Genomic DNA, 23,986 nt, shown 5'->3' on the forward strand with positions numbered 1-23,986 from the left:
CGGCAAGCCAAACCGCCGCCCCGGCCAAAATATCCACCGCACCGGCGGGGGCACCGCCCGAGATGTCCCACCGCCAGATCATGGAAGCCCTCACCGGGCTCCTCGCCGCGTTCTTTACGGCGATCCTCAGCAGCACCATCGTGGCCAACGCGCTGCCCACCATCATGTCCGACCTGCGCGGCACCCAGACAGACTTCGCCTGGGTCATCACCGCTGCGCTGCTGGCCAACGCAGCCACCACGCCGATCTGGGGCAAGCTCGCGGACCTCTTCAACAAAAAGGTCCTGGTCCAGCTGAGCATCGTCATCTTCGTGGCCGGCTCCGTGATGGCCGGCCTGTCCGAAACCATCCCCCTGCTCCTTGGGGCCCGGGTGATCCAGGGCGTCGCCATGGGCGGCCTCACCGCCCTTGCCCAAGCCATCATCGGCACCATGATCCCGCCGCGCGACCGCGGAAAGTACTCCGGCTACATGGGTGCCGTGATGGCAGTCGGCACCGCCGGCGGCCCCCTGCTGGGCGGCTTCATCGTAGACAGCCCGCTGGGCTGGCGCTGGACCTTCTTCGTCTGCGTGCCGCTCGCCGTCGTCGCACTGATCCTGCTGCAGGTCACCCTCAAAATCAGCCACGTCCGCCGGCCCGCCAGGATCGACTGGCTCGGTTCCATCCTGCTCACGTCCGGTGTGAGCCTGCTCCTGATCTGGGTCTCGTTCGCCGGCAACCCCGCCTACTACGAGTGGGTTTCCTGGCAGTCCGCTTTGATGGTGGGTGGCGGCATCGTCCTGCTTGCGCTGCTGGTCCTGGTGGAATCCAAGGTTGAGCAGCCCATCATCCCGCTGAAGATCATCTCTGAGCGCACCACGGCACTGGCCATCATCGCTTCGGTGGCGGTGGGCATTGCGATGTTCGGCTCGTCCACGTTCCTGGGCCAGTACTTCCAGGTGGCCCGCGGAGCGACCCCCACCGAGGCAGGGCTCCTCACGCTGCCAATGATCGCCGGAAACCTGACCGGCTCGGTGGCATCCGGCCTGCTGATCAGCCGGACAGGCAAATGGAAGGGCTACCTCATCGCCGGCTCCATCCTGCTGATCGGCGGACTGGGACTGGCCGGAACCATGGACCACACAACCGAGCTGTGGCACGCCGGCGTCTTCACAGCGGTGCTCGGCCTGGGACTGGGCATGCTGATGCAGAACCTCGTCCTGGCCGTGCAAAACACGGTCCGGGCCGCGGACATTGGAACGGCCAGCGCTTCGGTGGCGTTCTTCCGGTCCGTGGGTGGCGCCATCGGAGTCGCCGTGCTGGGCGCCATCCTGGCCAACCGGGTCAGCGAGCTTGCCACCAAGGGCCTCGCAGCGGCCGGCATCCCGGTGCAGGGCGGCGCAGCCGGCTCCAGCATGGACCTGGCCCACATGCCGGAACCGGTGCGGGACATCATGCGGGCCGCCTACGGAGATGCCACCGCGGAGGTCTTCCTGATCTCCGCGGCGGTGACCGTCATCGCGCTGGTCTCGGTGTTGTTCATCAAGGAAAAGCCGTTGCGGCGCACCGTTGACATCCAGCCTGCGCAGGAGCCGGCCCACCAGAAGGAAGGCGCCGCGGCGAAACCCGCCTCCGCTGCCCGGTAAGCCGTGGGCACTACTCCTCCCGGATGATCTTTCGCCGGGCTGTTTCACCCCCGGAAGGAGTTTCGTAGAGTGGGAAGGCTAAGGATGTCAGCCCCGGCTGGTACTACTTAACCCTCACCACTTCGCGAACTCTTCTAAGGACACGTGGGCATGCTCCTCACCCTCATACGGCGGTTTTCCAGGCCGTACATGCCATACATCGTGGCCGTCATCGTCTTCCAGCTGGCGTCAACCATCGCTGCGCTGTACCTTCCCAGCCTGAACGCCCAGATCATTGACGAGGGGGTATCCCGCGGGGACACCGACTTCATCTGGCGCACTGGCGGGGTGATGCTCCTCGTCGCCTTCATCCAGGTTGGAACGGCGATCGCCGGCGTCTACTACGGCTCCAAGACCGCCATGGCCGTGGGGCGCGACCTTCGGCGCGGGGTCTTCCGCAAAGTCACCAGCTTCTCAGCCAAGGACGTCAACACCTTCGGTGCGCCCACCCTGATCACGCGCGGCACCAATGACGTCCAGCAGGTCCAGATGCTGGTGCTGATGGGGCTGAACTTCATGGTGGCCACTCCCATCATGTGCATCGGCGGCATCATCATGGCCCTGCGTGAGGACATCAACCTGTCCTGGCTGGTCTGGGTCTCCGTCCCCGTCCTGGTGGTGGTGGTGGGTTACCTGGTGGTCCGCCTGATGCCGCTCTTCCGTGCCATGCAGAAGAAGATCGACCGCATCAACGGCGTCCTGCGCGAACAGATCATCGGAATCAGGGTGGTGCGGGCCTTTGTCCGCGAACCCTTTGAAACTGAGCGGTTCGGCGAAGCCAACAAGGACCTTACCGACGTGTCCCTGAAGATCGGCGCCCTGTTTGTGCTGATGTTCCCGGCCATCGGCATGATCCTGCACCTGTCCACCGCCGCCGTGCTGTGGTTCGGTGGGCAGCGCGTGGATTCGGGCGAGATGCAGGTGGGGGCGCTGACAGCGTTCCTCCAATACCTGCTGCAGATCCTGGTGGCCGTCATGATGGGCACCTTTATGGCCATGATGATTCCGCGCGCTTCCGTCTGCGCGGACCGCATCGGCGAGGTGCTCGACGTCGAACCCTCCATCCACGATCCCGAACGGCCGGAGACCCCTGCTGCACTGGCCGGCGTGGTGGAGTACCGGAACGTCACGTTCGCATACCCGGGCGCCGAGTCGCCGGTGCTGAGCAACATCAGCTTCACCGCCAAGCCGGGCCAGACCATCGCGATCATCGGTTCCACGGGTGCAGGGAAGACGTCCCTGCTGTCCCTGCTGCCGCGCCTCTACGACATCGCCGAGGGCGAGGTGCTCCTGGACGGCGTATCGGTCAACAACCTGGACCGGGCGGAGATCACCAGGCGCGTGGCACTGGTCCCGCAGCGGCCTTACCTCTTCTCCGGCACCATCGAACACAACCTCCGGTTTGGAAAGACCGAAGCTACGGACCAGGAGCTCTGGGACGCACTCGAGGTGGCACAGGGCGCCGACTTTGTCCGGGACAAGAAGAACGGGCTGAACTCCCGGATTTCGCAGGGCGGGACCAACGTCTCCGGCGGCCAGCGGCAGCGCCTCTGCATCGCCCGCGCACTGGTCACCACGCCCCGCGTCTACCTCTTTGATGACTCCTTCTCCGCCCTTGACGTCGCCACTGACGCCCGCCTCCGGGCGGCGCTCAAGCGCACCACTGCGAACGCCACGGTCATCATCGTGGCCCAGCGCATTTCCACCATCACCGAAGCGGACCAGATCCTGGTCCTGGACAACGGCCGCATCGTGGACCGCGGAACGCATGAGGAACTCCTGGAAACCTCACCCACCTACCAGGAAATTGTTGAATCCCAGCTGAGCGTGGAGGAAATGGCATGAGCCCCCGCAAGAGAGACTCCACCGACATAAAAGAGACAACAGGCTCCCAGGACCAGGCGGACCCGGGCCTGGCGGAGGACGGCGCGGTGGAGGACGAGGAATTCTTCGAAGAGGAATACAAGCCGTCCGAAGCCGACGGCGACATGTTCGGCGGCATGCCGGCGAAGAAGGCCGAACACTTCTGGCCGTCCGCCAAGCGGCTGATGGGACTGCTGAAGCCGGAGGCTGCGGGCATCTACGCCGTGGTTGCGATGGTGGTGGTGGCGGTGGTCCTGAACGTTATTGCCCCCAAGATCCTGGGCCAGGCGATGGACGTGATCTTCGGCGGTGTGGTTGGCAAGCAACTCCCGGCAGGCGCCAGCAAGGAAGAGTTCGTGGCGGGACTGCGCCAGCAGGGGCAGGACAACTTCGCAGACATGATCTCCAAAATGGAACTGGTGCCCGGCAGCGGCATCGACTTCCAGAAGCTGTCCTTCCTCATTGCCGTGGTGCTGCTGATGTACTTCGTTGCCAACATCTTCCTGTGGCTGCAGGGCTACGTCCTGAACCGCATCGTGATGAAGGTTATCCGCAGGCTTCGCGATGACACCGAAAAGAAGCTCAACAGGCTTCCGCTGAACTACTTCGACACCCGGCAGCGCGGCGACGTCCTCTCCCGGGTGACAAACGACGTCGACAACATCCAGCAGGCGCTGCAGCAGGCGTTCGCCCAGCTGATCAACTCGCTGCTGACGGTCATCGGCATTGTGATCATGATGTTCATCGTCTCCTGGCAGCTGGCCCTCATTGCCCTGGTGGCGCTTCCGCTGTCCGGCGTCGCTGCCGGGATCATCGGCTCGCGCAGCCAGAAGCTCTTTGCAGCGCAGTGGAAAAACACCGGTGCTTTGAACGGACAGATTGAGGAGTCGTTCTCCGGCCATGACCTGGTGCGGGTCTTCGGCCGGGATGCAGACATGCTGGAACGGTTCGAGGAACGCAACGAGGCCCTGTACAAGGCCAGCTTCGGGGCGCAGTTTGTTTCGGGCATCATCTTCCCGGTGATGCAGTTCGTCTCCTACCTCAGCTACGTGGGCATTGCCGTGGTGGGCGGGCTCCGGGTGGCCTCGGGTTCCATGTCCCTGGGCGATGCCACAGCCTTCATCCAGTACTCCCGCGAGTTCACGCAGCCGCTTGGCCAGATGGCGGGCATGGCCAACATGCTCCAGTCCGGCGTGGCATCCTCCGAGCGGGTGTTCGAATTCCTGGATGCCGAAGAACAGGACGTCGAGACGGCCACGGAACACCTTCCGGCCAAGACGGACGGGCACGTCGAGTTCAAGAACGTCACGTTCAGCTACACCGAAGACAAGAAGCTGATCGAAGACCTGTCCTTCACCGCGGAACCGGGAAATACGGTGGCCATTGTTGGGCCCACCGGAGCCGGGAAGACCACCCTGGTCAACCTGGTGATGCGCTTCTACGAGCTCAACTCCGGATCCATCACGCTGGACGGAGTGGACATCACCCACCTCAGCCGGTCCGAACTCCGCTCCAAGGTGGGCATGGTGCTCCAGGACGCCTGGCTGTTCGGCGGCTCCATCTACGACAACATCCGCTACGGCAACCTGGACGCCACCGAGGAGCAGGTCATGGCCGCGGCCAAAGCCACCTTCGTGGACCGCTTTGTCCGCGCCCTGCCCGAGGGATACGACACCGTGATCGATGAGGAAGGGAACAACGTCAGCGCCGGCGAAAAGCAGCTCATCACCATCGCCCGCGCCTTCGTGGCCAATCCGTCGCTGCTGATCCTCGATGAAGCCACCAGCTCCGTTGACACCCGTACTGAGCTGCTGGTGCAGAAGGCGATGGCGGCGCTGCGGACGGACCGCACCAGCTTTGTAATCGCGCACCGGCTCTCCACCATCCGCGACGCCGACACCATCCTGGTCATGGAGAACGGCAGGATCGTGGAGCAGGGGAACCACAAGGTCCTCCTCGCTGCGGAAGGCGCCTACTACCGGCTGTACATGTCCCAGTTCGCCGGTGCGGACGCCGGGGAACTGCCGGTGGATGATTCGACGGCGGTGCACAGCTGAACGCGCAGGAGGCCCCCGTGCAGGAGAACGCCTCGCAGGACGGCGGGGCGCAGGAGGACGGCACAGCGCAGCAGGACGGCGCGGCGCGGCAGGACGGCGGGGCGCAGGAGGACGGCACAGCGCAGCAGGATCCGCAATCGAAGCCGCTAAGCGAGGGCGGCCGGCGGATCGAGGTCCTGGTTCCCATGCGGTGGGGCGACATGGACGCGTACGGGCACATCAACAACGTGCAGATCGTCCGGATGCTCGAGGAAGCGCGGATTGCCGCTTTCGGACCGCCGCGGGGAGCAGGGCTGCCCGGCGTCGAGCCGCACGTCTCCCTGTTCAATGACGTCCCGGAGGGAACCATGGCGTTGGTGGTGGACCACAAGATCCGCTACGTCAGGACACTGGAGTACCGGAACGTCCCTGCCGTGGTGCAGGTGTGGATCGGCGCCGTCAAGGGAGCCAGCTTCGATATCCACTACCTGCTCCAGGACCCTGTCACCCGGGAGGACTGCGTCAAGGCCAGCAGCCATTTGGCGTTCGTGCACGAAGCCACCGGGCGGGTGCAGCGGCTCACGCCTGAACAAAAGGAACGGCTGGCCCCATTCACTGCGTGAGCGGAATGTGTGTGATCGGACTGTGCAGGCGCTTTGGCAGGTGCGCCCGTTGCGCAGGAGCGGCCGGCATCGGAAACTAAGAACCCCAACCAAGGAGGAATAGGCATGGCGAAGAAAAAGACCTGGAAGGAAATGTCCCCGTCCGGAAAGGCCGGCATTATACTGGTGGCCATCGCACAGGTGTCCCTGTTGGTGGCGGCGCAGCGGGACATTTCAAAGCGCCCGGCGGCGATGATCAACGGTCCCAAGGCTGCCTGGCGGGCGGCATCGTTCATCAACTTCATTGGACCGGTGGGCTACTTTACGTTCGGCCGGAAGAAGCCGGGAGCGGCTGGTAGCCACCCAGAATCACGGGGCGCACAGCGGCTCTGAGCGCCCATCCAGCTTCACCCTGTAAATTTGAATTCATGACCCCCGCCTCCACTGCTGCCATGCCCCGTGCCCTCGGTGCCTCCCGTGCCCTCGGTGTCTCCCGGGAAATTGAGGAGGCTGCGTGGTTCGTGCTTGGCCCCGGGCTCCTCGGGAAGCCGTCTGCGCTGGATGGACGCACCATGACCTGGACGTCGGAGGCGGCAGCGGAGCTCCTGGACAGGCTGGAACGGGGTACCCCGGATCCGAAGGCACCCATGATGACCAACCTTCGGCAGAACCTCGAGGGCGCGTCCCGGGAAGCGAAGCAACTGGCCGTGGAACTGCTGTTCCTGCAGTCGCTGCCCCTGGCCCACGAGGTGAAGTCGCTGAAGGTCAAGCGCGCCCGTGTGGCCGAGGCTGCCTCCTGGCTCGAACCTCCCCTGGAGCTGCCCGAGGAGCTGTACCAGGGCCTCACCGACCATGGCGTCATCCGCGACCGGACCGCCGAATTCAACTGGACCATCTGGGACCACCTCAGCTGGCTCTGCCGTTTTGTCCAGCAGGTGGACCAGAAGACGACGGCAGACATTGCCGAAGCCCTGCAGGACCCGCTGAAGTTCCACCGCCTCGCCGCTGCCACTCCACAGGACCAACCCGCGATCCGCCGCAGCATCGAGTTCCTCACCTGGCCCAGTTACTTCGAGCCCGTGGTGGCGGACGTGGAGCGGCAGGAAATCCGCGATGCCTTCGCCTCGCTGGTGGGCGGCGCAAAAGGCGACGCGGAAGAGGACATCACCGCAGACATCCACCGCATCCGCCTCCACCTTGATGAGCAGGCCGGGCAACGCATTGACTGGTATGCCCGCCAGTTGGTCAGCCAGTGGCGCAAGGTAGGCGACCCCGGGCGCCGGGCATGGCTGCTGCGCACGCACAGCGACAACACCGAGCTGCTCACCGCCTGGCAGGGCGAGGAAAAGGTGACGCTCGACGTCGAACATCTCCGCCTGCTGGGCCCCGGCGTCACGGCGGGACTGGTCCAGCATGCCGTGGACGAGGACTATAAGCACCTTGGCTATGTGGAGCGCGAGGACACCAAGACCGCTGTTTTTGCGTTCCTGACCGTGATGAAGCCCGGGGACCTGGCGCTGTACCAGCACGCCGGAAAGGTGCGGCTCGGCGTCGTACTGGGGGAGCCCGAACCCAACGAGGACAACCGGCGGCTGCGCCGGAAGGTCCGCTGGTTCGACGAAGGCCACGCCACCACCAGCCTTCCCCGCCACGTGCAGCGGCAGCTGGCCACCCCCGGAATCGTTGTTGATCTCACCAAGGTGGTGCAGGCCCTGCAGGGCCTGCTGCCCGCAGAAGCGGAAACAGAGCCCGACGGCGATGCTGAAGCGGCCGCCGTCGTCCCTCCCGTCCAGGAGGGATTCCGTCCGCTGACGCGCGAGTTCGCGGGTTCCCTGCACATGGAGCTGGAGCCGCTCCAGGAGATCGCCGAACTGCTGGAGGAGAACCGGCAGCTGGTGCTGTACGGTCCGCCGGGCACCGGCAAGACCTACCTGGCGAAGCACCTCGCGGCGGAACTTGCGGACGACACCACGGACGAGCGGGTCAAACTGGTCCAGTTCCACCCTTCGTATGCCTACGAGGACTTCTTTGAGGGCTACCGACCGGACAAGACGGACGAAGGGCAGGTGTCCTTCAAACTTGTTGCCGGTCCGCTCCGCCGCCTCGCCGAAGAAGCGGCCAAGCCCGGCAACGAGAAGAAACCGTACTTCCTCATCATCGACGAGATGAACCGGGCCAACCTCGCCAAGGTGTTCGGCGAGCTGTACTTCCTGCTGGAGTACCGCGACGACCGGATTTACCTGCAATACAGCCCGAATGAGCCGTTCACGCTGCCTGACAACCTCTACATCATCGGCACCATGAACACTGCTGACCGGTCCATCGCCATGATGGATGCCGCCATCCGCCGCCGTTTTGCCTTCATTGAGCTGCACCCGCAGACCGAACCGGTGAAGGGCTCGCTGCTCCGGTTCCTCGAAGCCCGGCAGCTGGACACCACCCCGGCTCTGCTGCTGGATGCCCTCAACGCCGCCATTGACGAGTGGGACCGGGACCTCATGATCGGCCCGTCGTACTTTATGAAACCGGCAGCCCAAACCCCTGCCGGGCTGCGGCGGATCTGGAAGTACGAGCTGATGCCCCTGCGCCCGGACCCCTACCATGGCCAGCTGACCCGGGCCCAGCTTGAGGAACGCTTCGGACTGGACCGGCTGCTGGAACGCCTTGCAGGCCGTTGACCCCGGTGCATCTGTCCGGCACCTGGTGCTGGACGAACTGTCCCGCGGGATGGTGGAACGGCTGGATTCGGCCAGTGCCTCGTTCCTGAACGCCAGTGGCCTCGCCAAGGCGTCGCCCATGGGCCTTGGCCTGTACCGGATCGAGCCAGTGGGCAAGGTGGGCTCTGTGCGGACTCCCACAGTGCAGCTGGACGTCCGGCCCAAGGACCGGCTGGGACTCAGCCGGCTCCTGTTCCTGCTCAGCTACGCAGGTGAACAGGGATTCCGTCCCGACTCCGTGGCCGCCGTGGAGGACCGGGAACTCTGGAGTGCGCTGGCTGAGTCGTTGGCGCAGCTTGCCGAACGGGCCCTGGGACGCGGTGTGCTGCAGGGGTACCGCAGCGTGGACGAGTCGCTCCGCACGGTCAAAGGACGCATCCGCATCTCGGACCAGATTTCCCGGCGGCCCGGCATGCTGGTGCCCCTGGAAGTGTCCTACGACGAGTTCAGCGAGGACATCGCTGAAAACCGTATCCTGCGTGCCGCGCTGGAGCGGATGGGCCAGGTGCCGCGGGTCCGCCCCGAGGTGCTGAGCCGGCTGCGCCAGCTCAAGGGAAAGCTCGACGCCGTCACCCGCCTTCCCGCCGGTGCACCGCTCCCGCCGTGGACGGCCAGCCGGATGAACCATCGCTACCACGCTGTCCTGCGCCTGGCGGAACTCATTCTCCGGAACGCCTCGGCTGAAGCGGGCCAGGGCAAGCAGCAGACGGCTGCGTTCGTGGTGGACATGGCCCAGGTGTTCGAGGATTTTGTCGGCACGGCATTGCGGGCGGCGATGGCTGCCTTCCCGGGAGAGCTCCGGCTCCAGTACAACGCTCTCCTGAGCGAGGCGGTGCGGGATGCGGACCGGTTGTCCGTGCGGCCGGATGCCGTGCACCTGCTGGGCGGACGGCCCGTGGTGGTCTACAACGCCAAGTACAAGGCCGCGTCCGATCTCGGCGCCTCCCTCACAACCGACCATTACCAAATGCTCGCCCACTGCACCGCTTTGGCGGTGCCCACGGCCTGGGTGGTCTACGCAGGATCCGGTGAGGTCAAGCTGCGCCGCATCCTGAACACAGACATCGACATTGTGGAGTTCCCGCTGGACCTGTCCGGGCCGCCGTCGGAAATCCTCGCCTCGATTGCGGAACTCGCCCGCCAGTCCTGGGGCGAGGTGATTCGGCAGGCCCGGAACGCGGGCTAACGCTGGGACTGCCTGCCGCCGTCGTACGCGCTGGCCAAGCCAGGCCCGCACCGGCGCCTAACGCTCGGACTGCCTGCCGTCGTCGTACGCGCTGGCCTTGTTACACCGGAACCCGGAACGTGAACGTGGTTCCCCGGCCCAGCGCGCTTGCCACTTCAATGTTCCCGCCATGGGCCTCAACGATGGCCTTGCTGATCGGCAGGCCCAAACCAACACCAGGGATGGCTGTCCTGCGGACGTTGCTGGTGCGGAAGAACTTGGCAAACACTTCTGAGGCGTCTTCGGCGCTCATGCCCATACCGGTATCGCTGACCCTGCACGTAAGGTGGCCGTCCTCCTGCGCCAGCGTGACCAGCACGTTGCCGCCGTCGGGGGAGTACTTGATGGCGTTGGACACCAGGTTGTCCAGCACTTGGGAAATCCGCGGCCCGTCCACGTGGGCCTCCAGCCGCTCCGGCGTATCAGCGGCCAGCACCACTCCTGACGCGGCCGCCTTGGGCATCGCGGAGGAAACGCTGCTGCGGACCAGGTCGGCCACGTCCACGGAGTGGGGCGTAACAACCAGCTGTCCGTGGCGGCTGGCAAGCAGGTCGCTGACCAACGTCAATAGCCGCTCCGAGTTCCTGCGGATGATCTCGAGCATGGCCCGCTGCGACTCCGCCGGCTCATCTTCGAGCAGGATTTCCACGTACCCAAGAATTGACGTCAGGGGTGTCCGGAATTCATGCGAGACGCTCGAGACGAAGTCGTCCTTTGCCGCCAGGGCATTGACGAGGTCCGTGACGTCGCTGAAGGCAATTACGGAGCCGGAGAACTTCCCCTCGGCGTCCTTCATGGCCCGGGCGGTGGTCACGAAAGCCCGCTGCTCCTTGCCCGAGCCCAGCCACACAAGGTAATCCGTGAAGGTTTCCCCGAGGACGGCACGGCGGACCGGGCGTTCCTGCACTGGAACCAAAGTCTTCCGGTCCGGCCCGAACACGAGCAGCTGGGACTCGTTCGGGTCAGCTATCTCCTTGGGCCGCGCCAGTTCGTGGTTGGTCCGCTGCTTCCGGTTCATCAGCACGTCATGCCCGTCCGCGTCCACGGCGAGGACGCCCAGATGGACAGTGTCCAGGACGGTGTTCAACAGTGCTTCCTGGCGCTGGCTGGTGCGCAGGTTGGCCTGCAATTGCGCGTCCTTATCCTCCAGCTCACGCTGCTGCCGCATCATGCTGAGCGTCAGGACACTTACGGAAACACCGATGCCGAGCATCATGACGGGCAGGAGCAGTGACCGCGCAAAGTCCTGCGCCGTAAAGCTTCCTTTGATCAGCAGCGGAACCCAGATGATTGCCAGCGGTGCCAGGAAAGACAGCCACAAAGCAGCCCTCGGGTAGTAGCCGGAGGCGCACAGCCAGATCACCGGGAACACGGCAAGCAGGCTGATACCCGTCAGGCTTTCCTGCCCGCCTTCCCTGCCGAGGGCAATGGAGACGAAATCCAGCAGCGGAAGAATCAGGAAGCTCGTGTAGGGCAACCGCTCCCAGGGAACCAGATAGCACAGGGCCATGATGGCGGCCTGCGACACCAGGAACGCAACAAAAAGCGGATTGTTCATTGTGGCCGGGAAGAACGCCCACATCAGGAAGGCTGTCAGGATCGTCGTCACAAACAGGGGCATCTGACTGAGCGCCACCCGGTCCGTTAGCCGGTACTCATGGAAAGGACGCCGAAAGAACCTTATCCGGCCGGAGGACCACGCATCAGGGTTAGTCATGGCGCAGAAACTTACGGGACAAGGTGTGCGAGGCCATATCAGCAGGATATCCGCAGCCAGCTATACTTCTGACGTTGGCTGCTGAGGGGGCACTATGAGTGATGCACGTGTCGGACTGGTCATCGAGGATGACCACGACATTCGGGAACTGGTTCGCACTGTGCTGACCCAGGCAGGCTTTGACGTGACCGTGGCAAGCAGCGGTGCCGAAGGTGTCCTTACCGCGAAGACCCTCAATCCGGATGTCATCACCCTGGACCTTGGCTTGCCGGACATCGACGGTTTTGAGGTCTCCCGGCAGATCCGCGAGTTTTCGGACGCATATATCGTGATGCTGACGGCCCGGACTGAAGAGCTGGATACCCTCATCGGCCTTGAGTCCGGCGCGGACGATTACCTTACAAAACCCTTCCGCCCCAGGGAGCTGCGCGCCCGCATCGCTGCGATGATGCGACGCCCCCGTACCGTCCCGGACGCCGCGGAAGCTGCCGGGGTGGAGGCGTCCACGGATGGCCAAGCGCATCCCGAGCGGGGAAATTACAGCCATAACGGCCTGGAGCTGAGCTATGCCTCCCGCACTGTAACCGTGGACGGCGCCGAGATGAACCTGACCCGCACCGAGTTCGAACTCCTGCACGCCCTGCTGGAGGCAGGCAGGACTGTCCGTACCAAATCGGACCTGGTGCGCCGGCTACGGGACGAGGATTACGACGTCGGGGGTTACATCAGCGAAGCCGACGAGCGGTCCGTCGAGGTACACATGGGAAACCTGCGCAAGAAACTTGGTGATTCTCCGCAGAAGCCGCGCTGGCTCCAGACGGTTCGCGGCGTAGGCTACAGGCTCGCCCCGGGCGAGCACTGATCCTGCAGCCTGCTCATCGTTTGCCGGCTGCACTGGCTGATCCGCCTCAGGAACGAGGCCGCGAGCCTGGGAAGGACGACGGCGGCGTCAGCGTCCGGCCCTCCGGTCCTGATTTCGCCTTCCAGGGCCATTGCCAGACTGGCGAGCCGCTGGGCGCCCACCATCTGGCTGGATGTCTTCAGGCTGAGGACGGCGTCCACCGACCCGTCCAGGTCTCCGCTGGTCAGGGCCAACCGCAGGCGCCCGATGCGATGCGGGAGGTAGTCAATGAAGTTCCCCACGAAGACCCTGCAATACCCTTCGTCCTCCTCGAGTTCCTCACGCAGCCGGTCCAGGACGGCCTGGTCCACCAGTGGGCGACCGGCATCAATGGACGGGGTCATCATGGTCCTTTCGGCTGTGGTCTTCCACTCCGTAAACCGGGGGGTAGGTGGGGCATCAACGCCCCTTCAGGTTAGGGCTGCTGCTCATACTCGGGAGTGGTTTCCGAACAGAATTGTGTGTTTCTTGATGAGGCTGCGGATTTTTAGGTCCAATACTTGAGCCAGTGCATTCCGTACAAAAGATCAGCGGCAGCGGGCCGCATCGAGACGTGGAGAGTAGTTGTTGTGTTGAGGTCGCTGAGAACTTTTGTCGTAGCCTTTGTGGTGGCAGCCGGAATGGCCTTGGCCTTTGTCCAGCCTGCACATGCTGCCCCCGCTGGCCAGGTCGTCTTGAGTCCTTCATCCGGGCCGGCGGGCTCTCCTGTTACCGTTTCCGGCACGGGATTTAAGGCATCAACAACCGGAACGGTAATTGTGGGTTCCACTACCTTTCCCTTCAAAACCACAGCTACGGGCGCATTCAGTACCGGCATCACCATTCCTGTTGAGTCCAGCGGCACCGTCATAGTCACAGCCAAGACGTCGTCCATCAAGGCTTCCGCACCGTTCGTTGTGGAGGCAGCCCCGGCGCCCCAGCCGCCTACCGTCAGCACGGACTCTTTGCGCTTTGGAGTGGCCACTCCTGGCGGAGCACTGGCTGCCGCAGAACTCGACGAAGTATCTGCTTTGGCGGGAGAGAGCCCCTCCATGGTCCTCATTTACAAAGACTTTCTTCAGTCGCCTCCACTGACGGAGCTGAACGCCGTGCGCGCCCGCGGTGCCGTTCCCCTTGTGACGTGGGAGCCGTGGGTTTGGGGCGGCGGCGTTGAGCAGCCTGCGTATGCCCTTAACCGAATCACCGCCGGCGACTTTGATGAGCGCATTCGTGAGTGGGGCCAGTCCCTTGCTGCCTGGGGCCAGCCGGTGATGCTCCGCCTTGCCCATGAGATGAATGGCAACTGGTATCCGTGGGCGGAATCGGCGAACGGAAATCAGCCGGGCGACTACGTCCAGGCCTGGCAGCACGTCTACGACGTCGTCGCCTCTACCGGAGCCAGCAACGTCCAATGGGTGTGGTCTCCAAACGTTCCCTACTGGGGCTCTACGGATCTGGCGGGGCTTTATCCCGGCGCGGGCTACGTGGACGTTGTGGCCCTCGACGGGTACAACTGGGGCACGTCCACAGCGTGGAGCAGCTGGGCTTCGCCCCAGGATCTTTTTGCCCCGGGCATTGCGGCGCTCCGAACCCTCGCGCCGGGTAAACCAATCCTGATTGCCGAGACGGCGTCCAGCGAGGCCGGCGGTTCGAAAGCCGAATGGAACTCCAGCCTGGTGTCCTACCTTGCCGCCCAGCCCGACGTTCTGGGGTTCGTCTGGTTCCACTTGCAGAAGGAGGCCGACTGGCGCATCAACAGCAGTCCTTCCTCGGCGTCTGCCTTGAATGCGGCGCTCTTGGCGCGGCGCAGTTAGCTGGCGAAAGGGGATGCTGGTGCTCCGGACTCTTGGTGCTGCAGTCCTCCAAACGGGACAACGCAGTCATCCTTCCGGACCCACATCAAGGGTTGCTGCGGGAGAGGCTAAAGATTCGCTCAAGAATGTGTCTGTCCGGGGCCCCATTGGAAGCGTGGGGTTCTTTTTCCAGAAACTGCACCAGGTGCGACTCAAGGGCCGATGCATCCTTGAGTTCGCATTCCCACACGGTGAGCACCTCCCAGCCGGCGTCCTCCAGCAAGCGTCGCTGGCCGGCGTCGCGTTCCTTGGTACGGGAGCGCTTCGCCTCCCAAAATTCCGCGTTCGCTTTGGGGGCGTGCTGGCCCACCCGGCAGTCATGGAAATGCCAGAAGCAGCCGTTGACGAAAATGACCTTGCGGCGGCCGGCGAAGACCAAGTCCGGATTGCCCGGAAGCCGCGTGCCCCCGGTCCTACCGTGCAGACGGTAGCGGTACCCTTTGGCGTGGAGGAGCCTGCGCACTAACAGCTCGGGCTTGGTGTCCTTCCCTCGAATTCGTGACATGTTCCAGCTGCGCTGTTCCGGGCTCAGCTTATCCGCCATGCTTTCAGTCTAGATTCCTAGAAATCGAGCTCCGGCTGGTACCCGAGCTGGAAATGGCGCCCGGTAATGGCGACGGGCTCGATCTCGACGTAGAAGTCCTTGAGCGTTGGCACCCACGACTTCAGGCCCAGTTCCTCCACCTCTGCCAGTTCGGCCGAGTTGCTCAGCACCCGGGCTCTTCCCCGAAGGACCACGGACCACGCCTCGTCAGAGAGGATGCCGTCAGCCTCGAAGAGCACCGCCGAATTGATGGTCAGCTGGGCGAGCTTGTTGCCCGGGGCAGTCTTCAGATACAGCTTGCCGTTCGAGCTGACGTAGTTGACGGGAAAGATATCCGGTTCCCCGGCAACCGAAACTACCAGCCGTCCGTGCTTGGTCCCCTCCAGCAGGCGCCAGGACTGCTCGTCACTGAGTTCCAGGACCGGATTTCCATCTGTGTGCTCAAACATCATGCCATCATTCTTCTACGTTACGTAGAAATGCGCTAGGGGCAGTTTGTTGGTGCCCGCCCTGCGTTCTTGGTTAGGTGCGATGGGGGCGGCGTGCTCTTAGTTGCTGGCCTGCTTTATTACTTTCTAATCCTCGGCCTCGGTGATGAAACCAAGGACGGGATGCCTGTGGATAAGTTTGATCGCTGAAATGTGACCTGGGCTACCCTTAAGTCACTGTCCGGAACATGCCGTCTTGAAACTACTGGGGGATTAGCGGCCCATGACATCGCACAACGTATTCACGTCCCGCCTCATGCGCTCCGGCGCTGTATCCATCCTTGTTGCTGCCACGGTGATGTTGGCTGGCTGCGCAGGTGGAGCACCTGCAGATCCAGGAACGGCATCCCCGACAGCTACAGAGTCGATGTCCCCTAGTCCTTCCGCCACCCCTACGCCGACGACCAGCGCGGCCTACAAACCGGCCGACGCATCCGGCCCCGCCCAAAACGTTCCCGTCCCCGTGCTGCCCGACGTGGCGAAGACGGAGACGAAGGAGGGCGCGGAGGCGTTTACGGCCTATTGGTTTCAGCAGGTCAACTACGCATACGAAACCGGTGACATCGCTGGTGTTCAGAGTGTTACGTCTCCGAATTGTGACTTCTGCTCCAACATCACATCCTCTTTGACCACGAACTATCAAGAGGGCAGATGGCTTGCGGGTGGGAAGATAACAGTTCCCGCCGCAACCACGACTTTTGAGCGTGCGGCCGACGGGAATTATCAGGTGATCGTCCAAGTTCAGCAGGAAACGATAACCTACTATGCGCCCGGTGGGTCCGAATTCAGAGCAGCAACAAAGCCGTCCAATACAGGAAACGTTTTGCTCGTCGGATTCGAGGACAACGCATGGCGCGTCAATGCCCTTCACCCGCTTCGGTAAACCTCATGAAGGGCCTGCACGGAGCGTTACTTACCGTCATACTGCTGGTGTCTGTCGGACTCGTTTCTGCAAACCCTGCCTTTGCCGAAAGCGGTGCGGATTCTGGATTCGGCAATGCTGGTATTGACGTTGCTGTCTGGGTTGTCGATCCGGCAACTGGCGAAGTAGGGCCAGCAGCGCCAGGGGCCGTGTTCACCGATCCCAACGAGTACAAGTACGAGCTTCAGTGCCACCTTGGCGGGGGCGACTTCGATACTCCATGCCTTGCCCGGCAAATCGAATGCAAGGACGGCCCTGACGGTGAAGAGGGCATCCCTGTCACTTGGCTATCAAGGCCCCGGGGAGTTCCCGGCGCAGTCTGGGCCCACCATTCGGGCCCGACCTGCCTCTACGACGCTCGGCCCGAGGACTTGCTGCCCCGCATCGCTGCCGACATCCAGCGGCAGTTCCAAAGCCTGCCGGTGAACGCGGGAACAGTCGTGGCCCAGCCCAGCCCCCACACGCTCCGGGGCGCTGAAACCAACTTCTACGCGGAGGCCGTGGAACAGCAGTTCGATGTCACCATGTTCGGCCAGCAGGTGCACATTGTCGCGACGCCGGTTCAGTACACCTGGAACTACGGCGATGGAACTGTTTTCGGTCCCCAGCCGTCAATGGGAGGGCCGCTACCGCAGGACCGTTGGGGTGAAAAGACGAGGACAAGCCACGCCTACGGAGCCACGGGTGACTTCCAGGTCGTCCTGACCACATCCTTCCAAGGAACGTACTCCGTCAATGCCGGGCCACCTCTGCCCATCCCTGGCCAGGGCCAATTCAACGCGCCGCCACAAACCATAAGTGTCTGGCGGTCCCTCACCCGCAACTATGCCGACGACTGCAACACAAACCCCCAGGGGCAGGGCTGTCCGGGAGTTGGGGCAATGCGCTAAACAGTCGTGATGTAAGCCCAAATAGGAGAGCGCCAGCCGTCAAAAGTGATGTGATTCGCGCCGCATTCGGAATAGTTGCACGCGCCTCCCAGTTGGGCCAGACAGAACGTTGAAACTTCGAAAGGACGCGCATGCTGTTTTCCCCTCTGGCCCTTGGCGAACTCGAGCTCCCCAACCGACTGGTGATGGCACCCCTGACCCGGCTCCGCGCCGGCGAAGAAGGCATCCCTGGTCCACTCCTTGTTGAGCATTACCGGCAGCGTGCTTCCCTCGGCCTCATCGTCAGCGAAGGAACCTACCCCAGCCCTGCTGGTCGTTCCTACCCCGGCCAGCCTGGCATCGTCACGGAAGAGCAGGTGGCCGGATGGAAGAAGGTCACCGACGCAGTGCACGCCGAAGGCGGCCGCATGTTCGCCCAGATCATGCATGGCGGCAGGGTCTCACACCCGGACATCACGGGCGGCAACACCATCGTCGCCCCCAGCGCCGTAGCCATCGAGGGCGAAGTCCGCACCCCGTCCGGCAAGCAGCCGTACCCCGTGCCGCACGCACTGACCACTGACGAACTGCCTCTGGTGATCCAGGAATTCGTCGCCGCCTCGCTGAATGCCATCGAAGCCGGTTTCGACGGCGTCGAACTTCACTCAGCCAACGGCTACCTTCTCCACGAGTTCCTGGCGCCAAACGCCAACGTCCGCACGGACAGCTACGGCGGTTCGCCGGAGAACCGGGCACGTTTCGTGATCGAGACGGTCAATGCGGTAGTGGCGGCGGTCGGAGCCAACCGGGTGGGTATCCGCATCTCCCCGGAGCACAACGTCCAGGGCATTGCCGAGACTGATGCAGCTGATGTTCGTGCCACGTACGAGGTTCTGGTGGACAGCATCGCCCCGCTTAACCTTGCCTACCTCAGCATCCTGCACCACGAACCCGGTGGAGAACTGGTCCAGGATCTGCGCGCCCGTTTCGGTGGCACCTTCTTGGTCAATACCGGATTCAGCGTCGTCACCACCCGCGAGGAAGCTGTTGCCCTGGTGGCCGACGGCCATGCTGACGCCGTAGTGGTGGGCCGTCCCGCCATCGCCAATCCGGACCTGGCGCGGCGCTGGAACGAGAGCCTGCCGCTGAACGAAGCGGACCCCTCCACCTTCTACGCCGATGGAGCCGAGGGCTACACGGACTACCCGGCCTACGCCGGCTAACAGCCCCTTCCAAACAGCAACTACGAAACAGCGACGACGGCGGCACCCGGCTTTGGGTGCCGCCGTCGTTTGCTGCTCGGTGTGCTGTCCCGGCAGCGGAAGCCTCAGGCCATCCGACGGCCTTCGGCTGGTGAAGTTGGCCCACCGGGCTCCTCTGGGGTCCAGCGGTGATCAGATGCTACTCCATCAAATGGAGTTTTACTAGAGTCCGTTTCGGCACCTTCCGGGTGGGCTAGAGAAGCGCCTCCCGGCCGGTTCCTTCCGTCATGACCAGCTTGCCGTCCTCGATGGATACGAGCACGCTTTTGGGCTTGCCGCTGACCTTCTTGATCGCTTTCAGGCCCCGGTTGGTAACCTCGACTCCCACTTGCGCGCCCTTCGCCGGCAGCTCTACGGATACTTCGGATGCGATGCCGAGGATCGGATTGGTGGAAACGTCCAGGTCCCGCCGCGCTTGCTTGCCGTTCACCGTCACGGTGATATTTGCTTCCTCGAACCCCTCCCGGAAAATAATAAGCAGTTCCCGCATGATGCCCTCTTCCTCGAGCGTTCGGTGCCTGTGACGGCATTTCAACTACAGCACTTTGCGGGCGGCAGCGGAATACCCTTGCCCAACGTCCTTGACTGCCACGGCAGTGGAGCCGGGCAACCGCTTAGGGCAAGATGTTCTGGTGACTCAACTGCCGCACGCCCCTTCCCCTGCTCCGTCCACGCCCACGAAAAGGGAGGACGGAATCTACAGCCAGATCGCCACCGAACTGGGCGTCAAAGCCTGGCAGGTGAAGGCAGCAGTGGAGCTGCTCGACGGCGGGTCCACCGTCCCGTTCATCGCCCGATACCGCAAGGAAGCTACCGGGACGCTGGACGACACTCAGCTCCGCGACCTCGACGAACGCCTGCGCTACCTCCGTGAACTGGAGGACCGCCGTCGTACGGTTCTCGACGCTGTTGCGTCGCAAGGCCAGCTAACGCCCGAGTTGCAGAAAGCGATCCTCGCTGCTGACACGAAGTCGCGGCTTGAGGACATTTATCTGCCGTTCAAGTCAAAGCGGCGAACCAAAGCGCAGATAGCGCGCGAAGCCGGCCTGGAGCCGCTGGCTGAGGCTTTGCTGAAACGCCCCGAGCTAAGCCCGGAGCGCGAGGCTACGAAGTACCTCAACCCTGAACATGCCGTTGGTGACGCCGCCGCCGCGCTCGCGGGTGCCCGCGCCATTCTCGTTGAGCGCGTCGCCCAGGACCCCGATCTAGCTGCCACCCTGCGCGAGCGCCTCTGGACGCAGGGCCGCATGGTGTCACGCGTCAAGAAGGGGAAGGAGGCAGAAGGCCAGAAGTTCGCTGACTACTTCGAGTTTGCCCAGGCGCCGGCCGGCATGCCGTCGCACCGCGTGCTCGCTTTGCTGCGGGGGGAAAAGGACGGTGTCCTTGAGCTCGACCTTGCCGAATCAGACCCCACGGACGACGGCGCCCTTGCGGCCGCGCGCTCACGCTATGAGTCGGCGGTGGCCAGGTGCCTCGGGGTTGCCGACCGTGGGCGTCCCGCCGATGGCTGGTTGATGGAAACAGCCCAGTTGGCGTGGCGGTCCCGCGTGCTGGCCCGGCTGACGGCCGACCTCCGCGGCAAGATGTTCGCAGCCGCCGAGGATGAGGCGGTCCGCGTTTTCGCTGCGAACCTTCGCGACGTGCTGCTGGCCGCGCCAGCCGGGAACAAGGCCACGCTGGGCCTGGACCCCGGACTTCGAACCGGCGTGAAGGTAGCTGTAGTGGATGGCACCGGCAAAGTCGTGGCCACGGACACCGTCTACCCGCATGCCCCGGCCCGCAAATGGGACGAAGCGCTGGCGACGCTGGTTCGGCTGGCGCGGCAGCACGCCGTCGAGCTCGTGGCCATTGGCAACGGAACAGCATCCCGCGAAACTGACAAGCTCGCCGCCGAGCTGATCAAGCGGCTGCCGGACGTGGAACGGAAACCGCAAAAGCTCGTGGTGTCAGAAGCCGGGGCATCCGTCTACTCTGCTTCCGCTCTCGCTGCAGCTGAACTGCCCGGTATGGATGTGTCCCTCCGCGGGGCTGTATCGATCGCCCGCAGGCTGCAGGACCCGCTTGCGGAGCTGGTGAAGATCGATCCGAAGTCCATCGGTGTGGGCCAGTACCAGCACGATGTGACGGCCTCGAAACTCGACCGCAGCCTGGACGCCGTGGTGGAGGACTGCGTTAACGCCGTGGGAGTGGACGTCAACACGGCTTCGCCCGCGCTGCTCAGCCGGGTGGCCGGCGTCGGGCCTCTGCTCAGTGAAAACATTGTTGCGTACCGCAACGAGCACGGGCCTTTTGCCAAGCGCGCGGACCTCAAGAAAGTGCCGCGGCTCGGTGCCAAGGCGTTCGAACAGTGCGCGGGCTTCCTCCGCATCACCGGGGGTGCGGAACCCCTGGACGCCTCGAGCGTGCACCCGGAATCCTACGCCGTGGCACGCAAGATCCTCGTTGCCGCTGGTTCTGCGCCTGCCTCCTCGCTGGACCCGCGTGCCTTTGTGGATGACACCTTCGGGCTGCCCACGGTGCAGGACATCCTGGTAGAGCTGGACAAACCGGGCCGGGATCCACGCCCCGCCTTCGCAGCTGCCACCTTCTCGGAGGGGATCGAGAAGATTTCCGACCTCAAGCCGGGGATGGTCCTGGAGGGGACTGTGACCAACGTCGCGGCGTTCGGCGCATTCGTGGATGTGGGCGTACACCAGGACGGACTGGTCCATGTCTCTGCCTTGGCCAACCGCTTCGTTTCCGATCCGCGCGAGGTGGTGAAGCCGGGGCAAGTGGTCCGGGTGAAGGTCCTGGAGGCGGACCCCGAGCGGAAGCGGATCTCATTGACGCTGCGGCTCGACGACGAGCCCTCCTCGGGCGGCTCGGGTTCGGGTGCCGCATCGGCCGGGAAGTCCGGCGGTCAGCCACAGAACCAGGAGCGGGGGAGGAACCAAAGCGGCGGGCGGGGCGCAGGCCCCAGTAGCGGACGAGGCGGCTCCCAGGGTTCGGAGCGTGGCGGGAAGCAGGAACAGGGGCGATCGGGCGGAAAGCCGACGCGTAATGCGCCAGTGTCCGGCCGCACCTCTGCTCCCCACGCCGCCCCGGTGAACACCGCCATGGCTGAGGCGCTGCGGAAGGCGGGCCTGGGTAAGTAGCCCATTGGGGCGGCTCGATGGCGTAGGTGCGGCGCGGCGGCGGGTATGGCCTACGCCAGCGACAGCACGACGCTGGATGCTATGACGCCGAACCACAGCGACATCATCATGCGGCAAGTATAGGAGTGCGCCCTTGACGGGAATACGTCATGCCCACACCTCTGGGCGCACTTTCGATGGCGATGGGTTTCTGCAAAGGTGGATCCATGACCTATTTCCTGGAGTACACGATCCCTCCCGCAGCCAACGATGCCGAGTTTGAGTTTCCGCATGACGAGATCAACTCCGGTACTACCATCCCGCTGACCCAGACGGATGCCGATGTTGTGCATACCCCTGAGCTCCCGGCGCGCACGGGCATCATTGGCGCTACCGTTCCCGAGGCAAAACTGGAAGCAGAGCAGCTGATCACCCACAGCCGTGCCTCTGAGGCGTCCCTGTACTTCGACCCGTCCAACTCCCTCAACGCTGGAGTCGGAACCCTCGTTGCCACTTTCAACGAGGGCCGCGGCTGGCAGGACGTTTAGGACATATCGCATCAGGTCCAGTTAGTGCCCGAGAAAACGGGGCCGGCCAAATTGAGTCCGGACACCGGGGGAGTACAACACGGACTCAGGCGGGCCATCCACTGTGATCCCCGCGGCTCCCATCAATCCGTCGTCCAGTTCGAGCAGGTCTGCCGCGTAAAGGGGCCACGGTTCGTGCGTGTTGGGGATGTAGATGGTTTGGCCCCTGAAAACGCTGTGTAGCCCGAATCGGGCAGTCAGGTGCGTTGACAGGGGATCCTCAACCGGCCTGCCAAGATCCGCCGCAGCACGAAAGGTGCTGTGGGCGCCCCGCCGGAACCTGCGGACGGAGTAGCTGGTGACCGGGGTCCGGGCTGAGGGCGGCGCGTAACCCGTGCGCGACCAGACGTAGGGAATGCCAGCCGCCCGGGCGGCCAGGACCACGGGCAGCCGGTTTGAATCCAGGCTCAGAAATACGACACCACGGGTTCCGTCAGGTTCCCTGGAGTAAAGGCGGACGTTAACCTCATTGAAGCTGCCCAGATAGGGAATGCCTGGTCCGCGTCCAATCCCTGCCTCCTTCATGCGGAAGCCGATGAGGCCAACCCATGAGCTTCCGTCGAAGGTGTCTGGCAGTACGCCCCGGGGCATAAAGCGGACAGCAACAGATTCCGGAATGCGCCAATGGAGGAAAACGGCGTCCATCCAGCGCTGATCCATGATGACAGGCACAGGCAGTTCCTCTGGCAGCGGCCATCGTGCCGACCTGTCCTGGTGCTGATTCACCGCTTCTGCTAATTCAGGGCGCGGGTACCGGCGGGAAGCTCTCCGCCGCCTAGAAGGGTGGCCGCGGCGTCCGCCAGTGCTGTCAGCGCAACCCGTTGCGTCCAGGGGCCATAAGAGATTCGTGCGACTCCCAGTTCCTGCAGTCTGGCCGGAGGCAGGGAGCCCGGGACATTGATGACGGAAACCTTGTTCCAGCCGATACCGTCCACCAGCGCAACCACCGAGGCTTCATCGAGCAGGCCGGGTACAAAGACGGTGGTGGCACCAACATCCAGGAATGCCCTGCCGCGTTCGATGGCGTCGACCAGAACGTGGGCGGGATCGCGGTCTTTGCCTTTGAGGAAGGCATCCGTCCGGGCGTTCAGCACGAAGTCGATTCCTTCGGATGCTCCAGCCTTAATTACCGCTGACATCTGTTCCACAGCATCTTTCAGCGGGCGCATCTGGTCTTCGATGTTCCCACCGACAATGCCAACGCCGATAGCCTTGCGCGTTGTTTCGCCCGGGTCCCCGTAGCCGGATTCCAGGTCGGCGCTCACCGGCAAGTGAGTAGCCGCGGCGATGCGGCCCACCGCGCCAATCATTTCGTTCACGGGGATGTTCTCGCCATCAGGGTAACCCAGCGAAGCCGCAATGGAATGGCTTGCCGTAGCCAGGGCCACGGTGCCAGGGACTGCGGTGATAACTCTCGCTGTGATGGCATCCCAGACATTGATCACCTGGAGGATCTCATCTGATTGGTGAAGTCGGAGAAGCTCAGCGGCCTTGGCATTGTTGGTTTCCGTCATGCTGTGAAGCCTAACGGAGCCTTGCGGAAAGCAGCAGACCACTCCGCTGAAGGACGGCTTTTTAGACGCAGGGTGTTAGCCACTCGCGCCTCTCCTGTGTCTGCCCTTTCTCGGGTCAACCCCATTTCGC

At 63.7% G+C, this 23,986-nt stretch carries 21 protein-coding genes; 14 read left to right on the forward strand and 7 right to left on the reverse strand.

All coding sequences use genetic code 11. The features are described from left to right. Positions 1-62 precede the first annotated feature (62 nt). The 7 genes from M8J71_RS00520 to M8J71_RS00550 all read left to right on the forward strand — a co-directional run bounded on the left by M8J71_RS00520 (position 63) and on the right by M8J71_RS00550 (position 10,068). Positions 63-1,625 (forward strand): MFS transporter, encoded by a 1,563-nt coding sequence (locus tag M8J71_RS00520; protein WP_256246330.1) that lies wholly within the window; start codon positions 63-65, stop codon positions 1,623-1,625. A 150-nt stretch (positions 1,626-1,775) separates the two neighbouring features. Continuing rightward, a complete protein-coding gene (locus M8J71_RS00525) occupies positions 1,776-3,509 on the forward strand; it encodes an ABC transporter ATP-binding protein (protein ID WP_256246065.1) in 1,734 nt (577 codons plus the stop codon). After that, positions 3,506-5,584 (forward strand): ABC transporter ATP-binding protein, encoded by a 2,079-nt coding sequence (locus tag M8J71_RS00530; protein WP_305478031.1) that lies wholly within the window; start codon positions 3,506-3,508, stop codon positions 5,582-5,584. The genes M8J71_RS00525 and M8J71_RS00530 overlap by 4 nt, the downstream gene beginning before the upstream one ends. 185 nt (positions 5,585-5,769) lie before the next feature. Continuing rightward, positions 5,770-6,186: an acyl-CoA thioesterase gene (locus M8J71_RS00535; protein WP_256246331.1), complete on the forward strand. Its 417-nt coding sequence runs from the start codon at positions 5,770-5,772 to the stop codon at positions 6,184-6,186. Positions 6,187-6,291: 105 nt separating this feature from the next. Then, positions 6,292-6,558 carry a PLDc N-terminal domain-containing protein gene (locus tag M8J71_RS00540; protein ID WP_256246066.1) on the forward strand — a complete coding sequence of 89 codons (267 nt, stop codon included), beginning with the start codon at positions 6,292-6,294 and terminating at the stop codon, positions 6,556-6,558. A gap of 35 nt (positions 6,559-6,593) precedes the next feature. Then, positions 6,594-8,843, forward strand: coding sequence for an McrB family protein (locus M8J71_RS00545; protein ID WP_256246067.1), 2,250 nt, complete (start codon positions 6,594-6,596; stop codon positions 8,841-8,843). Then, positions 8,830-10,068, forward strand: a complete 1,239-nt coding sequence (locus tag M8J71_RS00550; protein ID WP_256246068.1) for an McrC family protein — start codon at positions 8,830-8,832, stop codon at positions 10,066-10,068. The genes M8J71_RS00545 and M8J71_RS00550 overlap by 14 nt, the downstream gene beginning before the upstream one ends. A gap of 100 nt (positions 10,069-10,168) precedes the next feature. Here the strand turns inward: M8J71_RS00550 and M8J71_RS00555 are convergent, their stop codons facing one another. Continuing rightward, on the reverse strand, positions 10,169-11,824 hold the full coding sequence (locus M8J71_RS00555) for a sensor histidine kinase (protein WP_256246069.1): 1,656 nt from the start codon (positions 11,822-11,824) through the stop codon (positions 10,169-10,171). 94 nt (positions 11,825-11,918) lie between these two features. Here M8J71_RS00555 and M8J71_RS00560 point away from each other — a divergent pair, with 94 nt between their 5' ends. Continuing rightward, the gene (locus M8J71_RS00560) at positions 11,919-12,686 is read left to right on the forward strand and encodes a response regulator transcription factor (RefSeq protein WP_256246070.1); all 768 of its coding nucleotides are present in this window, start codon (positions 11,919-11,921) and stop codon (positions 12,684-12,686) included. Here the strand turns inward: M8J71_RS00560 and M8J71_RS00565 are convergent. Next, positions 12,659-13,069 (reverse strand): Hpt domain-containing protein, encoded by a 411-nt coding sequence (locus tag M8J71_RS00565; RefSeq protein ID WP_256246332.1) that lies wholly within the window; start codon positions 13,067-13,069, stop codon positions 12,659-12,661. The genes M8J71_RS00560 and M8J71_RS00565 overlap by 28 nt on opposite strands. Positions 13,070-13,345: 276 nt before the next feature. Here M8J71_RS00565 and M8J71_RS00570 point away from each other — a divergent pair, with 276 nt between their 5' ends. Beyond that, positions 13,346-14,518: a glycosyl hydrolase gene (locus M8J71_RS00570; RefSeq protein ID WP_256246333.1), complete on the forward strand. Its 1,173-nt coding sequence runs from the start codon at positions 13,346-13,348 to the stop codon at positions 14,516-14,518. Positions 14,519-14,603: 85 nt separating this feature from the next. On the opposite strand, the gene M8J71_RS00575 is transcribed toward M8J71_RS00570, so the two are convergent. Together M8J71_RS00575 and M8J71_RS00580 are read right to left on the reverse strand one after the other, a co-directional pair. After that, on the reverse strand, positions 14,604-15,101 hold the full coding sequence (locus tag M8J71_RS00575; protein WP_256246071.1) for a very short patch repair endonuclease: 498 nt from the start codon (positions 15,099-15,101) through the stop codon (positions 14,604-14,606). Positions 15,102-15,118: 17 nt separating this feature from the next. Continuing rightward, the gene (locus M8J71_RS00580) at positions 15,119-15,553 is read right to left on the reverse strand and encodes a pyridoxamine 5'-phosphate oxidase family protein (RefSeq protein ID WP_256246072.1); all 435 of its coding nucleotides are present in this window, start codon (positions 15,551-15,553) and stop codon (positions 15,119-15,121) included. A gap of 259 nt (positions 15,554-15,812) precedes the next feature. On the opposite strand from M8J71_RS00580, the gene M8J71_RS00585 reads away from it, so the two are divergent. From M8J71_RS00585 to M8J71_RS00595, 3 genes are all read left to right on the forward strand, one after another. After that, on the forward strand, positions 15,813-16,472 hold the full coding sequence (locus M8J71_RS00585) for a DUF6318 family protein (RefSeq protein WP_256246073.1): 660 nt from the start codon (positions 15,813-15,815) through the stop codon (positions 16,470-16,472). 188 nt (positions 16,473-16,660) lie between these two features. Next, a complete protein-coding gene (locus M8J71_RS00590; protein WP_256246074.1) occupies positions 16,661-17,401 on the forward strand; it encodes a hypothetical protein in 741 nt (246 codons plus the stop codon). A gap of 131 nt (positions 17,402-17,532) precedes the next feature. Next, entirely contained in the window at positions 17,533-18,603 is a 1,071-nt protein-coding gene (locus M8J71_RS00595; RefSeq protein WP_256246075.1) for an alkene reductase, read from the forward strand. Between the two features lie 232 nt (positions 18,604-18,835). On the opposite strand, the gene M8J71_RS00600 is transcribed toward M8J71_RS00595, so the two are convergent. Continuing rightward, entirely contained in the window at positions 18,836-19,132 is a 297-nt protein-coding gene (locus M8J71_RS00600; protein WP_256246076.1) for a hypothetical protein, read from the reverse strand. 142 nt (positions 19,133-19,274) lie between these two features. On the opposite strand from M8J71_RS00600, the gene M8J71_RS00605 reads away from it, so the two are divergent. Together M8J71_RS00605 and M8J71_RS00610 are read left to right on the forward strand one after the other, a co-directional pair. Next, positions 19,275-21,776, forward strand: a complete 2,502-nt coding sequence (locus M8J71_RS00605; RefSeq protein WP_308292935.1) for a Tex family protein — start codon at positions 19,275-19,277, stop codon at positions 21,774-21,776. 206 nt (positions 21,777-21,982) lie between these two features. Further along, positions 21,983-22,303: a hypothetical protein gene (locus M8J71_RS00610; RefSeq protein WP_256246077.1), complete on the forward strand. Its 321-nt coding sequence runs from the start codon at positions 21,983-21,985 to the stop codon at positions 22,301-22,303. 21 nt (positions 22,304-22,324) lie between these two features. On the opposite strand, the gene M8J71_RS00615 is transcribed toward M8J71_RS00610, so the two are convergent. Both M8J71_RS00615 and M8J71_RS00620 read right to left on the reverse strand, forming a co-directional pair. Beyond that, the gene (locus M8J71_RS00615; RefSeq protein WP_256246335.1) at positions 22,325-23,002 is read right to left on the reverse strand and encodes a YqjF family protein; all 678 of its coding nucleotides are present in this window, start codon (positions 23,000-23,002) and stop codon (positions 22,325-22,327) included. A gap of 74 nt (positions 23,003-23,076) precedes the next feature. Then, positions 23,077-23,856 (reverse strand): isocitrate lyase/PEP mutase family protein, encoded by a 780-nt coding sequence (locus tag M8J71_RS00620; protein ID WP_256246078.1) that lies wholly within the window; start codon positions 23,854-23,856, stop codon positions 23,077-23,079. Positions 23,857-23,986: the final 130 nt, after the last annotated feature.

The sequence above is a fragment of the Pseudarthrobacter sp. R1 genome, assembly GCF_024494415.1.
In the GTDB taxonomy this organism is placed as follows: domain Bacteria; phylum Actinomycetota; class Actinomycetes; order Actinomycetales; family Micrococcaceae; genus Arthrobacter.